The 14,132-nt window shown below is 60.5% G+C and carries 12 protein-coding genes; 7 read left to right on the top strand and 5 right to left on the bottom strand.

The features are described from left to right. Position 1 precedes the first annotated feature (1 nt). The 3 genes from ACYPYQ_RS06820 to ACYPYQ_RS06810 all read right to left on the bottom strand — a co-directional run bounded on the left by ACYPYQ_RS06820 (position 2) and on the right by ACYPYQ_RS06810 (position 4,632). The gene (locus ACYPYQ_RS06820) at positions 2-3,208 is read right to left on the bottom strand and encodes an efflux RND transporter permease subunit (protein ID WP_459721800.1); all 3,207 of its coding nucleotides are present in this window, start codon (positions 3,206-3,208) and stop codon (positions 2-4) included. Continuing rightward, a complete protein-coding gene (locus tag ACYPYQ_RS06815; protein ID WP_459721796.1) occupies positions 3,205-4,242 on the bottom strand; it encodes an efflux RND transporter periplasmic adaptor subunit in 1,038 nt (345 codons plus the stop codon). The genes ACYPYQ_RS06820 and ACYPYQ_RS06815 overlap by 4 nt, the downstream gene beginning before the upstream one ends. Positions 4,243-4,329: 87 nt before the next feature. Next, a complete protein-coding gene (locus ACYPYQ_RS06810; RefSeq protein ID WP_459721793.1) occupies positions 4,330-4,632 on the bottom strand; it encodes an ArsR/SmtB family transcription factor in 303 nt (100 codons plus the stop codon). Between the two features lie 139 nt (positions 4,633-4,771). Between ACYPYQ_RS06810 and gpmI the strand changes: the two genes are divergently transcribed. Genes gpmI through ACYPYQ_RS06785 form a run of 5 tightly spaced genes read left to right on the top strand, consistent with a single transcriptional unit; the run spans position 4,772 to position 9,998 of the window. After that, entirely contained in the window at positions 4,772-6,322 is a 1,551-nt protein-coding gene (gpmI, locus tag ACYPYQ_RS06805) for a 2,3-bisphosphoglycerate-independent phosphoglycerate mutase (RefSeq protein ID WP_459721785.1), read from the top strand. A 20-nt stretch (positions 6,323-6,342) separates the two neighbouring features. Next, positions 6,343-7,455 carry a murein hydrolase activator EnvC family protein gene (locus ACYPYQ_RS06800; protein WP_459721781.1) on the top strand — a complete coding sequence of 371 codons (1,113 nt, stop codon included), beginning with the start codon at positions 6,343-6,345 and terminating at the stop codon, positions 7,453-7,455. After that, the gene (locus ACYPYQ_RS06795) at positions 7,452-8,840 is read left to right on the top strand and encodes a S41 family peptidase (protein ID WP_459721775.1); all 1,389 of its coding nucleotides are present in this window, start codon (positions 7,452-7,454) and stop codon (positions 8,838-8,840) included. Before ACYPYQ_RS06800 ends, ACYPYQ_RS06795 begins: the two co-directional genes overlap by 4 nt. A gap of 2 nt (positions 8,841-8,842) precedes the next feature. Then, positions 8,843-9,244, top strand: a complete 402-nt coding sequence (locus tag ACYPYQ_RS06790; RefSeq protein WP_459721770.1) for a hypothetical protein — start codon at positions 8,843-8,845, stop codon at positions 9,242-9,244. A gap of 7 nt (positions 9,245-9,251) precedes the next feature. After that, positions 9,252-9,998 carry a HesA/MoeB/ThiF family protein gene (locus ACYPYQ_RS06785; RefSeq protein ID WP_459721766.1) on the top strand — a complete coding sequence of 249 codons (747 nt, stop codon included), beginning with the start codon at positions 9,252-9,254 and terminating at the stop codon, positions 9,996-9,998. On the opposite strand, the gene ACYPYQ_RS06780 is transcribed toward ACYPYQ_RS06785, so the two are convergent. Then, positions 9,995-11,254 carry a nitronate monooxygenase gene (locus tag ACYPYQ_RS06780; protein ID WP_459721762.1) on the bottom strand — a complete coding sequence of 420 codons (1,260 nt, stop codon included), beginning with the start codon at positions 11,252-11,254 and terminating at the stop codon, positions 9,995-9,997. The two genes, ACYPYQ_RS06785 and ACYPYQ_RS06780, sit on opposite strands and share 4 nt — an antisense overlap. Before the next feature lie 79 nt (positions 11,255-11,333). After that, positions 11,334-12,728 carry an oxygen-independent coproporphyrinogen III oxidase gene (gene hemN / locus ACYPYQ_RS06775; RefSeq protein ID WP_459721759.1) on the bottom strand — a complete coding sequence of 465 codons (1,395 nt, stop codon included), beginning with the start codon at positions 12,726-12,728 and terminating at the stop codon, positions 11,334-11,336. Between the two features lie 125 nt (positions 12,729-12,853). On the opposite strand from hemN, the gene fnr reads away from it, so the two are divergent. Both fnr and ACYPYQ_RS06765 read left to right on the top strand, forming a co-directional pair. Further along, positions 12,854-13,555 (top strand): fumarate/nitrate reduction transcriptional regulator Fnr, encoded by a 702-nt coding sequence (fnr, locus tag ACYPYQ_RS06770; protein WP_459722464.1) that lies wholly within the window; start codon positions 12,854-12,856, stop codon positions 13,553-13,555. A gap of 63 nt (positions 13,556-13,618) precedes the next feature. After that, positions 13,619-14,125, top strand: a complete 507-nt coding sequence (locus ACYPYQ_RS06765; protein ID WP_459721756.1) for a hypothetical protein — start codon at positions 13,619-13,621, stop codon at positions 14,123-14,125. The last annotated feature ends 7 nt before the right edge of the window (positions 14,126-14,132 follow it).

Here is a 14,132-nt window from a genome sequence, read left to right as displayed (position 1 = left end):
TTTACGGGAATTTCTTGTACAAGGTGGCGTAATACAACACCGGGATCACCACCAGCGTGAGCAAGGTGGATACCAGGATGCCGAAGATCAAGGCCAGCGCCAGACCGTTGAAGATCGGGTCATCCAGGATGAACAGCGCGCCCAGCATGGCCGCAAGACCTGTCAGCAGGATAGGCTTCGCGCGCGCCGCAGCGGCATTCACCACTGCGTGCTGCAAGTCCACACCGTCGCGCAGTTGCAGGTTGACGAAGTCCACCAGAAGGATGGAGTTGCGCACGATGATGCCTGCCAGCGCGATCATGCCGATCATCGATGTCGCGGTGAACTGCGCGCCGAACAGCGCGTGTCCCGGCATCACGCCGATGATGGTCAGCGGGATCGGTGCCATGATCACCAGCGGCACGACGTAGCTCTTGAACTGCGCCACCACCAGCAGATAGATCAGGATCAGGCCCACGCCGTAGGCGATACCCATATCGCGGAAGGTCTCGAAGGTCACCTGCCACTCACCATCCCACTTCAGCGCGTACCCTGCGTAAGGATCTGACGGCTGCTTGAAGAAGTAGGGCTTCAGTGTACCGCCCTGCTCCAGCGCCATGCCGCCGGTCTTGCCGTGGATATCGAACATGCCGTACAACGGGCTGTCCAGATCACCAGCCATGTCGCCGGTCACATACACCACCGGCAACAGGTCCTTGTGATAGATGGGATAGTCACGCTGCGTCTTCACCACCTGCACGACTTCCGACAGCGGCACCAGCGCGCCGTCACGCGAACGCACCTTCAGTTTCAGCACATCGTCGATGCGGCTGCGCTTCTCGGCCGACAGCCCGAGACGCAACGGCGGCGCGTACTTCGCATCCAGCGCGTGCAAAGCGGTCACGTCCTGACCGGACAGCGCGATCTGCACGGCATCCACGATATCGCTCTGCGCCACGCCCAGCAGTGCGGCCTTGCTCTGCATCACGCGCAGGATCATCTTGGGGGCGTCTTCGCTGACCGTGTCGTCGATACCGACGATGTCGGTCGTGGCGACGAACTGTTCACGAACCTGGCGCGCCACTTGTCGCGCACCCTCGTAGTCCGGGCCGTAGATCTCAGCCACGATGGGCGACATCACCGGCGGCCCCGGCGGCACTTCGACCACTTTCACCTTGGCGTTCCAGCGCTTGGCGATCTCTTCGACCGGCACGCGCACCGCCGAAGCGATCTCGTGACTGCTGCGGTCGCGATGGTGCTTGTCCTGCAGGTTGACCTGGATATCGCCCTGTTCTGGCGCATTGCGCAGGTAATACTGGCGCACCAATCCATTGAAATTGATCGGTGATGCGGTGCCCGCATAAGCTTGATAGTCCGTGACTTCCGGCACCGTCGCCAGATATGCGCCGATCTCACGCATCACGCCTGCGGTCTGCTCGACTGCCGTGCCGGACGGCATATCCACCACCACCTGGAACTCGGACTTGTTGTCGAACGGCAGCATCTTCAGTACCACCAGTTTCACCACAGCCAGCGACACCGCGAACAGCAAGCCGCCCACGATGGCCAGCCACAGTTTGCGCCGCGCCGCTTTGCCGTGCTCCCTGTTCAGGAAGGGCCCGAGGCGCATGCGGAAGAAGCGAGCGATGGCGGTGTCTTCTTCGTTCTTGACCACGGCGTGGTGTGCTCCGGCGAACTTGTGCGCCAGCCATGGCGTGACGATGAAGGCGATGGCCAGCGAGATCAGCATGCCCATGCTGGCATTGATCGGGATCGGGCTCATGTAGGGCCCCATCAGGCCGCTGACGAACGCCATCGGCAGCAACGCCGCGATCACGGTGAAGGTAGCGAGGATGGTCGGACTGCCGACCTCGTCCACCGCCTCGGGGATGATCTCGGACAGCGGCTGATGCTGCGACAGTTCGCGCCGGCGATGGATGTTCTCCACCACCACGATGGCGTCGTCCACCAGGATACCGATGGAGAAGATCAGTGCGAACAGCGACACGCGGTTCAGTGTGAAGCCGTAGGCCCAGGATGCGAACAGCGTCACCGCCAGTGTCAGCAACACGGCCACGCCGACGATGAACGCCTCGCGCCGTCCCAAGGCGAACCACACCAGTGCGACTACGGCAAAGGTGGCGAAGAACAGCTTCTGTATCAGCTTCATCGCCTTGTCGTTGGCTGTCTCGCCGTAGTTTCGCGTCACGGTCACCTGTACGTCGTCAGGGATGACGCTACCCTTCAATTCCTCCACGCGCTTGAGCAGCTTGTCGGCGACATCCACAGCGTTCTCCCCCGGCTTCTTGGTGACAGCCAAAGTCACGGCGCCGTATTCACCCTGTGCGGAGATGTGCTTGTCCGATGCTGCTACACCAGTACCCATCCACACATAGCTCTTGGGTTGGTCGGCACTGTCCCGCACCTCGGCCACGTCGCGCAGGAACACCGGCTTGCCCGCCGTGACACCCACCACCAGCTGGCTGACTTCGCGCGCATCGCTGAGGAAAGTACCGGTCTGCACCAGCACTTCGCGGTTGTTCTGCACCAGCGTGCCGGCGCTGTGCGAGACATTCGATGCCTGCAATGCTGCACGCACTTCCTGTACCGACAGTTGGTGCGCGTTGAGCGCTTCCGGATCGAGCAGCACGCGCACCACGCGCGGCGTCGAACCCAGTGTGCCCACCTCGCGTGCGCCGGGCACACGCTTCAGTTCGGATTCGATGGCGTGCGCAACCTGTGACAGATCGACCGCATCGCCGCCGCCCTGCTCGCGCCACAGGGTCAGCGCCAATATCGGCACATCGTCGATGCCCTTGGCCTTGATGATCGGTTGCGCCACGCCCAGCGTCGCAGGCAGCCAGTCGGCATGCGACCAGATTACGTCGTACAGCTTCACCAGCGACGGCACATGTTCTTCGCCCACCTTGAACTGCACGGTGAGCACCGCCATGCCAGGTTGGGAGACGGAGTAAACGTGGTCGACACCCGCGATCTGCGACAACACCTGCTCGGCAGGAGTCGCAACTGTGTTCGCCACATCCTGCGCCGAAGCACCGGGATAGGCGATCAGCACGTTGGCCATGGTCACGTTGATCTGCGGCTCTTCCTCGCGCGGCGTCACCGCCACGGCGAAGATGCCGAGCAGCATGGCGACCAGCGCCAGCAGAGGCGTCATCTGCGAATGCAGGAAGACGCGCGCGATACGGCCGGATACGCCCATGCTCATCGCTTCATCTCCGCTGCGACCATACCGGCCTTGATCGCATCACGCGCCACACGCTCACCGATGTTCAGACCGGCCAGCACTTCTATCTCGTTCTGTGCATTCGCTTCACCCAGGCGCACCTGGCGCAGGCGCGGCGTGCCCTGCTCGTCCACCACATACACGGCGACGACTTCGCTGCGGCGCACCACGGCGCTTGCCGGGATCAACAGCTTGCTCTCCTTGCCCACCACGAAATGCGTGCGCACGAACATGCCGGGATACAGATCGGCCTGTTTGGCCGGTAGGTCGATGCGCACCTGCGTGCTGTGCGTGCGCAGGTCGGCGGAAGGTTGCACCGTGACCGTGGCGGCGTGCACCCAGCGGTTAAGCGAAGGCACCTCCACCGTCACTTTCGGGCGCGCACCGATATCTTTCAGCTTGTCCTGCGACACGCTGGCGATCACGCGCAGTTGGGCGGGGTCGAAGCCGGTCATCAGCGGCTTGCCGACCGTGACCATCTCGCCCATCTCGACCATGCGTGCCGACACCACACCTGCATAGGGCGCGATGACCGAGGTATAGCTCTGTGCCAGAGCGGATTGCTGCGCTCCGGCTTCGCTGGCCTCGGCCTGCGCTTTGGCCATCTCGTAATCAGACCTGGCCTTGTCCAGCGCCGCCTGGCTGATGAACTTCTGTTTGAACAGCTCCTGCGAGCGTTCATAGTTCAGACGCGCGTTCTGCAACGCAGCCTGCGCCTGCGACAGTTGCGCGCGGCTGCCGGCCAGCGCCTGTTCTGCCTCGCGCTCGTCGATCTTGAGCAGGATTTGCCCCTTGCTGACGCGGTCGCCCACATCGAAGAAGATCGCCTTCACCCTGCCGGAGATCTGCGCCGACACGGTGGACTGGCGTGTCGCTTCAACCACGCCGTCTACGCTGTAGGTCTGCTCCACTTCGCGATACTGCACCGGTGCCAGCGCCAAAGGCTCCGCTGCCTGCACCGAAACGCCCAACAACACGGCCGGAATACCGAACAACACACGGGAATCGAGCTTCATGTCTTCACCTCGGAAAAAGAATGTGCGCATATTAGCGAATTCTAATATGCATGGCAAGGCCCACTTCGGTAGTAGGTTATACGAGTTTCAGATCGAGCAGAACACGTCGCGCATCATACCCACCAGTTTGACGGTGCGCGGGTCGCCGATACGGTAGAACACGCGATTGGCGTCCTTGCGCGTGGCAAGTACGCCCTTGTCGCGCAGGATGGCAAGGTGCTGCGAGATGTTGCTCTGAGAAGTGCCGACGTTATCGACGATCTCCTGCACGCTGAGTTCACCGTCGCTCAATACGCACAACACTTTGAGCCGCAACGGGTGGGCGATGGCTTTCATCGCCAGCGATGCCTGCAGAATGTCTTCGTCTTTATCGATCAATTTGTTCGTCATATTGCTCTGTCATCATTTGGAGGTTGGCGGCTTATGGCCAGCCGAAATCGGCTAAAATCGCGACTCGACACGATGTGATCCCATCGCAGTAAATTAGCAACCGCTCATATTCTGATATTTTGGTGAGAAAAAAGCCAGCATGACCGACCATTCCACTCAAGCAATCACACCCGTCCTCCTGCTCATCCTGGATGGCTTCGGCTATCGCGAGGATAGCGATTTCAATGCCGTGGCACAGGCTCGCAAGCCCAACTGGGACCGACTGTGGCGTGAGTACCCGCACACCCTGATCAATACATCCGAACTGCATGTCGGCCTGCCACGCGGGCAGATGGGAAACTCCGAAGTCGGCCACCTGAACATCGGCGCAGGGCGCGTGGTCTACCAGGAGCTGACCAAAGTGGACCTCGCCATCGAGGACGGCAGCTTTTATACCAACCCCGTATTCGCGGCGGCCGTAGAGACTGCCAAACGTAACGGCAGCGCCTTACACATCATGGGCCTGCTCTCGCCCGGCGGCGTGCACAGCCACGAGGCGCATATCCATGCCATGGTGAGGATGGCCGCGCAGGCCGGACTGGAAAAGATCTACATCCATGCCTTTCTTGACGGTCGCGACACCCCGCCGCGCAGCGCGGCGCAATCCCTGCAAGCGCTGGAAGAACAATGCAAACAGTTGGGCGCGGGGCGTATCGCCAGCATCGTGGGACGCTACTTCGCCATGGACCGGGACAATCGCTGGGAGCGGGTGCAGATCGCCTATGACCTGCTGACCTCCGGCTCCGCCCCCTTCAGCGCGGCCGATGCACTGACCGGCCTGGAGGCTGCCTATGCGCGCGGCGAGAACGACGAGTTCGTGCAGGCCACCGTGGTCGGCGAGGCGGCCTCGATGCGGGACGACGATGTGGCGGTGTTCATGAACTTCCGCGCCGACCGCGCGCGCGAGATCACCCGCGCGCTGACGGATGAGGGATTCGATGGCTTCGTCCGCACCCGCTTCCCCAAACTGGCCAACTTCAGCACATTGAGCAGCTACGGCGCGGATTTCCATCTGCCCAGCGCCTACAGCGCGGACGCCATCCACAACGGCATCGGCGAGTACCTTTCCAATCTCGGTTTGAAGCAATTGCGCATCGCCGAGACCGAGAAATATGCGCATGTCACCTACTTCATGAGCGGCGGACGCGAACAACCCTACCCCGGCGAAGACCGCATTCTGGTGCCCTCCCCCAAGGTCGCCACCTACGACCTGAAGCCGGAGATGAGTGCCTTCGAAGTGACGGAAAAACTGGAAGCTGCCATCCGCAGCAAGCAATATCAGGCCATCCTGTGCAATTACGCCAACGGCGACATGGTCGGCCATAGCGGCGTGATGGAAGCCGCCGTCAAAGCCGTCGAGGCATTGGATGAATGCATCGGCCGCGTGGTGGACGCGATGCTGGCGTGTGGCGGCGAGGTTCTAATCACCGCAGACCACGGCAACGCCGAGCAAATGATGGACCGCAGCACCAACCAGGCCCACACGGCACACACACTGAACCATGTGCCCTTCCTCTACATCGGCCGTAAAGCCGTAATGGCTCCTGTCGGCGAAGGTGCATTGCAGGATGTCGCGCCGACGCTGCTGGCCATGATGGGCCTGCCGCAACCGCCGGAGATGACCGGCCGCTCGCTGATCCACTTCAAGTGATACGCGGACTGCATTCGTGCTTGCTGGCATTCCTTCTGCTGCCCGCAAGCGCGCTTGCATCGCAGCAATCGGAGCTGGAGCGACTGCGTCAACGCCTGACCGCCATCCAGCAAGACTTCGAGCAGACCACCGAGTCGCGCTCCGAAGCCGCCGATGCGTTGCGCGATTCCGAGCGAGCCATCAGCGACAGCAACCGCAATCTGGCCCAGCTGGCGCGCCAGCGGCGCACGGCTGACTTGGAACTCGTGCGCTTGCGGCAACGCACTGCCGAATTGGATGCCCGCCACGACAAACAACGCTCCCTGCTGGGACGCTTGCTCTACCGGCAATACCTCGGCGGCATCGATCAGGATTACCTGAAACTCCTGCTCAACAGCAAAGAGCCGAACCAGTTTGCACGCGAGCTGCGCTATTACGACTACATCGCGCGCGAGCGCGCGGACACTTTGCAGAAGCTGCGTAGCGGACTTGCCGAGATCAAAGCAGCGAGCCGCGAGCTTCAGGCCAAGCAGCAAGAGATATCCGCCCTGCAAGCATCCGAGAGAAAGGCACTGTCGCAGCTGGAACGGGAACAGGGCAAACGTCGCCAGACTTTGACACGGATCGCCAGACAACTGAAACAGCAGCGCCACGAGATAGAGCGCCTGCGACGTAACGAAGCCCGCCTGACCAAACTGGTCGGCGAACTGGGACAGCTCTCCGGCACCGGAGACGGCGCCGCGTTCAAGGCGCTCAAGGGCAAGCTGGCGCTGCCAGTAAGTGGCAAGGTCGTCAACCAGTATGGCGCGCGGCGCACCGAAAGCAATCTGCCCTGGACCGGTTGGTTCGTGCGCGCCGCCGCGCGCCAACCTGTGCTGGCCGTCGCTGCCGGTCGCGTGGTCTACGCCGACTGGCTGCGCGGCTTCGGAAATCTGCTGATCGTCGATCACGGACAGGGCTATATGAGCCTGTATGGAAACAACGAGACCTTGTACAAACAAGTTGGCGAAACCGTGCAGACCGGCGACATCGTTGCCAGCGTGGGCAACAGCGGCGGCAACGCGGATTCCGGTTTATACTTTGAACTGCGCTATAAAGGCAGTCCGTTCAACCCCGACACGTGGATCAGGCATCCACAAGGAAAGACAAGATGAGTCGTCGCTTCAAGGAATTGGGTCTGATCAGTATCGGTTTGGTGGCTGGCATCGCCGCCAGTCTGCACTTCTCCGCCATCGCCGAGAAGGAGATGCCGCTGCCATTGCCGGTCGAGGAGCTGCGCGCATTCTCCGACGTGTTCGGGCGCATCAAGAGCGATTACGTGGAACCGGTGAGCGACAAGAAGCTCATCACCGAAGCGATCAACGGCATGCTGTCCGGATTGGACCCGCACTCGGCCTATCTGGATGCGGAAGGCTTCAAGGAACTGCAGGTCGGCACGCAGGGCGAGTTCGGTGGTCTCGGCATCGAGGTCGGCATGGAGGACGGACTGGTCAAAGTCATCTCGCCGATCGAGGACACCCCCGCCTTCAAGGCAGGCATCAAGAGCGGCGACCTGATCATCAAGCTCGATGACACACTGGTGAAGGGACTCACGCTGAACGATGCGGTCAAACGCATGCGCGGCAAACCCGGCAGCACCATCCGCCTGACCGTGGTGCGCAAGAACGAGGCCAAGCCGCTCCAGATCGATATCGTGCGGGCGGTGATCAAAGTGCAGAGCGTAAAGTTCAAGCTGCCGGAGCCGGGTTATGGCTTCGTGCGCATCACCCAGTTCCAGGAACACACCGGCGAGAACCTCGCGGCTGCGCTGGAGAACCTGCGCAAGCAGAACAAGGCACCGCTGCAAGGCCTGGTGCTCGATCTGCGCAACGATCCAGGCGGCCTGCTGACTGCGGCAGTCGGCGTGTCCGCCGCCTTCCTGCCCAAGGATTCATTGGTGGTCTACACCGAAGGGCGCACCGACGACGCACGCATGCGGCTGCTGGCCAATCCCGATCATTATCTGCGCGGCAACAAGCAGGACTATCTGAAAGACCTGTCGGGAGAGTTCGCCAACGTGCCGATGGTGGTGCTGGTGAACGGCGGCTCTGCCTCCGCCTCGGAGATCGTGGCCGGCGCGCTGCAGGATCACAAACGCGCGGTGATCATGGGCACCCAATCGTTCGGCAAAGGTTCGGTGCAAACCATCCTGCCGCTCGGCAACAACACTGCCATCAAGCTGACCACGGCTCGCTATTACACGCCGAGCGGCCGCTCCATCCAGGCCAAGGGCATCGAGCCCGATATCGTGGTCGAAGATCCGGCGACGGCCGTATTCGATAGTACGCTGCGTTTGCGCGAAGCCGATCTGGACAAGCACCTGAGCAACGGCCAGCCGGAGCCCGCCGACAGCACCAGCAAACCGGCACGCAAAACGCCCAAGAACAGCGACGAGGGCACAGACAAGATCGAGGTGGCAGAATTCGGTGCAAAGAACGACTACCAGCTGAATCAGGCACTGAATCTGTTGAAGGGGATGAGCATTCTGCGGGGGAAATGATCATGAATCCGTTTGAGCTGCACAAGGAACGCATTCTGGTTTTCTCGGATGAGCCTGCCGATCAGGTCGAACAGGCCTATCTGTTGCTGGAGGGCTTGAAGAATTTCGAGGTGGAGCGCGGTCCTATCGACAGGTCCCTGCGCATACGCTACAGCGTTGCGCATTATTCGCTGGAAGGTCTGCAAAAGGCGCTGCAGAAAGAAGGCTTCGTGTTCGATATCAGCCTGCTGGACCGCATCAGACATACCCTCATACACTATTGCGAGGACGTCCAGTACCATAACCTGAAGACGCCCGAACCCCGCACCAAGAACAATTCCCAGGAAGTCTTCGTCAAAGCCTACGAACAGCACCCCCACGGCGATCACGTCGACATCCCGCCCGAATCCGGCGCAGCGAAGTGACACGGGGATGGACGATAGCCAGCTGCTGCGGTACAGCCGCCACATCCTGTTGCCCGAGATCGGCATCGAAGGCCAGCGGTCGTTCCTAGATGCCCGCGCGCTGGTCCTCGGCGCGGGCGGCTTGGGCTCTCCTGCCGCCATGTTCCTTGCCGCTTCCGGCGTAGGCACCATTACGCTATGCGACGATGACCAGGTCGACCTCACCAACCTGCAACGCCAGCTGGCGCATCGAACCGCGAGTGTCGGCACAGCCAAAGTCGAATCCGCCCGGCAAACGTTGAATGCGATCAATCCGGAGGTCTGCGTAATGGTCGTGCAGGAACGGGCTGACGAGCCGCGCCTGGCCGCGTTGGTGGCGGAAGCGGACGTCGTGCTCGATTGCAGTGACAATTTCCCCACGCGCTATGCCCTGAACCGCGTCTGTGCTGTGGCGAAGAAGCCGCTGGTGTCAGGGGCCGCCACGCGCTTCGATGGCCAAGTGGGCGTGTTCGATTTTCGCAAGCCGGACAGCCCCTGCTACAACTGTCTTTTTCCCGAAGACAGCGAGGCGGAAGAGACACGTTGCGCGGTGATGGGGGTGTTCGCGCCGCTGGTCGGCATCGTGGGCAGCATGCAGGCGGCCGAAGCGTTGAAGTTGCTGGCGGGGATCGGGACGACACTGCATGGCAGAGTGCTGACGCTGGATACGCTGACCATGCAGCCGCGCGTCATGAAACTGGCGCGCGACCCGCAATGCAGCGTCTGCTCAGGTTAGTTCGCGCTTGATTCCGGCAAGGCGATCTTGTTGCCGGTGCTGAACTGGTAATCCTTGAATACGTGCTCGGCACTGAGTAGCTGATAGCTGCCGTCCTCCAACTTGTTGGTGGTGTCTTTCAGGCGGCTGGTCGTCTGCCCGCAGGTCCAGCACTTGAAGTTGCGCATGTGGGTGCACAGGCAGGTCTTGTCGTATACCGCGATCTTCTTTTCGCCGGGATGTGCCGCAATCTCGCGGTTATACGCATCGATATAGTCACAGCGCCCGTTGGCATCCAGCAGATAGCCGTATGACTCACAACCGGGACGGATGCCGGAGCCGGTGGATGGACTGTTCTTCAACATGCGCATGGGATAACCGGTGGGGGAAGTGCCGTTCACCTCGATATCGTCTTCGCTGGCCTTGAAGTATTCCTGCTGTACTTCCGGCGGCAGCCCGCACTCTTTGGCAACCGTGAAGCGCGTCGCCACCTGTACCGCCCCCGCCCCTTCCTGCAGATAGCCTGCCGCATCGCTACCGGTGAAGATGCCGCCCGCCGGGATCACCGGGATCCCCAGGTTCTCGGCTTTCAGGAAGGCGTGTATCTCGTTGGTGATGGTGCGCAGATCATATTGCGCCCAGTCCATGCCGAACCCCAGGTGACCGCCTGCCAGCGGCCCTTCCACGACGACAAAGTCAGGCAGCCGATTGGTCTTGGTGTTCTTGCGCAGGAACAGTTGCAGCGCGCGGACCGAAGACACGATGATGCCCAGCTTCGCATCACGGAAGCGCGGATGATCCTCCATCAGGGTGAACGAACCAAGATGCAGGCCGGCTGCCAGGGTGATGCCATCGATGCCCGCAGAGAGGGCCTCATGCAATCGCACCCGCAGCGTATCGCGGGGGGCGTTCATGGTCAGCTTTTCCATGATGTTGATGAACACCATGCCGCTGCCGCGCTTGCGTTCCATGGTCTTGCTGACGTGCAGACGGGTGGATTCAGCGATGTGACCGAGATCGAACTTGATCGAGGTCTTGTCCGAACTCTCGATGTTGTACTTGTACTGTTGCAGCTTCTCTTTGACGAAGCCGGTGTCGTAACGGCGATCGGAGACGGTCGGCAGCATCGCATCGGAGATATGTCCGACGCCGCCCAGACGGGCGGCTTCCAGTGCCAGGTCGGCCGTGGAGATATCGACTCCCATGCCGCCGATCATGATGGGGACCAGCTCGTGCTGGCCGAGCTTCAGGCGAAAATCATCTACTTTTATTGTCATGTCATCCCCTGATTGCGGGGCCTCCTCCATAAAGCCGCCAGCGCCCGCGCGATAGCGGAGCACTGGCAGCATTCCGGACTTATATTACCTTAGAGTAACGTGCGTGTTCCTGACGCGTGCGCAGATACTTGTCGAACACCATGCAGATGTTGCGTATCAGCATGCGCCCCTTTGGTGTGACGGTGATCCACTGCGGCGACAGCTCGAGCAATCCTTCACGCGCATATTCCTCCAGCTCTTTCATCTCGGCCGCGAAGTAGGTATCGAAGTCGATCAGATAGGAGATATTGAAGGATTCCTTGGATATCTCGAAATGGCACATCAACGCTTGGATGATAGCGCGCCGCACCAGATCGTCCGAATTCAACTCCAGGCCTCGCATGATGGGCAACACATTCCGATCCAGTGCATCGTAATACGGCTCCGGCTCCCGATAGTTCTGGCTGTAGGTGGGACCGATCTTGCCGATGGCGCTCACACCGAGGGCAACGAGGTCGCAGTCGGAATGGGTCGAGTAGCCCTGGAAGTTGCGGTGCAGACGCCCCTCGCGCTGCGCCACGGCGAGCTCGTCCTCCGGCTTGGCGAAATGGTCCATACCGATATACACATAGCCGGCCCCGGTCAGTTTTTTTACCGCCATGCTCAGGATGTCCAGTTTCACCTGCGGCGCTGGCAGATCCTCTTCATGGATACGGCGCTGCGGCTTGAAGATGGTGGGCATGTGCGCGTAGTTGTAGATCGACAGACGGTCGGGGTCGGCCGCGATCACCCGATCCAGAGTGCGCCCGAAACCCTCCAGCGTCTGCTTCGGCAGGCCATAGATCAGGTCGATGCTGACCGACTTGAAGCCGTTGGACCGCGCCGCTTTGATGATGCGCAACGTCTCTTCCTCGCTCTGGATACGATTGACCGCCTTTTGCACCTCGTCGTCGAAATCCTGCACGCCGATGCTGATACGGTTGAAACCGGTCGCGCCGAGCAGGGCGATGGTCTCATCGCTGACCTTGCGCGGATCGATCTCGATGGAGTATTCGCCATCCTCGACCAGCTTGAAATACTTGCCTATCGCGGCCATCACCTCGCGGATCTCGTCATCGCTCATGAAGGTCGGGGTACCGCCGCCAAAATGCAGCTGCTCGACCACCTGGCCCGGCCCCAGCAACTCGGCCTGCATCGCCATCTCCTTGATCAGGTAGCGCACATACTCTGCCGATTTGCTTCGATCCTTGGTGATGACCTTGTTGCAGGCGCAATAGAAGCACAAGGTGTTGCAGAACGGGATATGGATGTATAGCGAAAGCGGTCGTCCTACCCCGCCTATCTCGCGCTTTGCCAGCCAGTGGATATAACTCTCGGCGTTGAATGCCTCGACGAACCGGTCTGCAGTGGGATATGAAGTGTAGCGCGGCCCGTTCTTGTCCAGCCTGCGTATCAGTTCCAAGTCCACAACCAGTTGATTTACTGCCTCGTTCATCCTCTCCTCCTCTAGCAAGGGCGTAACTATGCCAGTTTGCTGCCCGTTTGACTTGATATATGTCAAAATAGCCTCGTATCAACCCTTCACCGAACGTGGCTTTGAACGATATCAACCAAACCGAGATGGCTCGTCTGCGGGTCGCCTGCTCCAATTGCAACCTGCGCGAACTATGTCTGCCCGTCGACCTGACGCCGGACGAGATGGCGCGCCTGGAAGAATTGAGTAACCAGAAACGCAGCTACACCACTGGCGATTACCTTTACCGTTCCGGCGACCGCTTCAAATCCTTGCATGCCATCCGCAGTGGCTCGTTCAAGACGCGTGTGCTGCATGAGGATGGCCGCGAGCAAGTCACCGGTTTCCTGATGCCCGGCGAGATCATCGGGCTGGAGGCGATCAGCTCCGATGTCCATACCTGTGAAGCGCTGGCAATGGAAGACAGCGAGGTCTGCGAACTCCCCTATGCCAAACTTGCTGAGTTGAGTCGCGAGATACCCAGCCTGCAACGTCATCTTCACAAGATCATGAGCCGCGAGATCGTGCGCGATCAGGGCATCATGCTGCTCTTGGGCTCCATGCGAGCAGAAGAACGTTTGGCCGCCTTCCTGCTGAACATGTCGCAGCGCAATGCCATACACGGCATGTCTGCCACACAGCTGCGGTTGCGCATGTCGCGACTGGAGATAGGCAGCTATCTTGGACTCAAACTGGAGACCGTCAGTCGCGCCTTCTCCCATTTCCAGGATGAAGGGCTGATCCAGGTCAAAGCACGGGCAATTGAGATCCTGGCCCTGCCCAGACTGCGCGAGATGGTCGGAAAATGACTATACTTCCTGCGGTTCCCCGGCTTCGCCCCCTGTAACTTCAATCCGATCCAGAGGCACACCATGAGCGAAAAATATACTGCTACTCCCGACGAGATCATCCGCGCCAAATGGCCGCACGAGATATTCCTGATCAACCTGGTGTTCAACCATATCCTGGTATTCGCCTCCACCTTCGGCGTATTCAGCACCTTCCCGGTGATGGTACTGATCGTTCCCCTCACCTCGTTCGCCATCACCGCCTATATCCTGATCAAGGCAGGCAAGATCAAAGCCGGCAACGAGACGACCTTCGTAAAGGCTCACTGGGCGATCGCGCACAAACGCAACAAACACTTCATGTGGCTGCTCACCATCACCTGCGCCGTCATCGGAGGCGGCTTCATGCTCTCCAAGCTGATGGGTTGGTCCAAGATTGCCACCATTGCACTGCTGGGCGGCATCGGCCTGCTTCCATTCATGGTCTCGCTGCTGGTGCTGATCGTGCTCGGCAACGATTCGATGTACCAGGCACGCCACAGCAAGATGCCGCGCGGCTTCAGTCCTGCGCCCTCGGCAGCCGAATCCTGAAACCGGC

This window comes from Sideroxyarcus sp. TK5 (assembly GCF_054601595.1).
The sequence above is the reverse complement of the archived record's forward strand: the minus strand, read 5'-3'. Positions and strand labels throughout refer to the sequence as shown.

Excerpts from the sequence above, each read along its gene's own strand:
- hemN (WP_459721759.1), bottom strand. The coding sequence starts at position 12,728 with ATGAACGAGGCAGTAAATCAACTGGTTGTGGACTTGGAACTGATACGC.
- ACYPYQ_RS06765 (WP_459721756.1), top strand. The coding sequence starts at position 13,619 with ATGAGCGAAAAATATACTGCTACTCCCGACGAGATCATCCGCGCCAAA.
- ACYPYQ_RS06780 (WP_459721762.1), bottom strand. The coding sequence starts at position 11,254 with ATGACAATAAAAGTAGATGATTTTCGCCTGAAGCTCGGCCAGCACGAG.
- ACYPYQ_RS06785 (WP_459721766.1), top strand. The coding sequence starts at position 9,252 with ATGGACGATAGCCAGCTGCTGCGGTACAGCCGCCACATCCTGTTGCCC.
- fnr (WP_459722464.1), top strand. The coding sequence starts at position 12,854 with ATGGCTCGTCTGCGGGTCGCCTGCTCCAATTGCAACCTGCGCGAACTA.
- ACYPYQ_RS06810 (WP_459721793.1), bottom strand. The coding sequence starts at position 4,632 with ATGACGAACAAATTGATCGATAAAGACGAAGACATTCTGCAGGCATCG.
- ACYPYQ_RS06790 (WP_459721770.1), top strand. The coding sequence starts at position 8,843 with ATGAATCCGTTTGAGCTGCACAAGGAACGCATTCTGGTTTTCTCGGAT.
- gpmI (WP_459721785.1), top strand. The coding sequence starts at position 4,772 with ATGACCGACCATTCCACTCAAGCAATCACACCCGTCCTCCTGCTCATC.
- ACYPYQ_RS06815 (WP_459721796.1), bottom strand. The coding sequence starts at position 4,242 with ATGAAGCTCGATTCCCGTGTGTTGTTCGGTATTCCGGCCGTGTTGTTG.
- ACYPYQ_RS06795 (WP_459721775.1), top strand. The coding sequence starts at position 7,452 with ATGAGTCGTCGCTTCAAGGAATTGGGTCTGATCAGTATCGGTTTGGTG.
- ACYPYQ_RS06820 (WP_459721800.1), bottom strand. The coding sequence starts at position 3,208 with ATGAGCATGGGCGTATCCGGCCGTATCGCGCGCGTCTTCCTGCATTCG.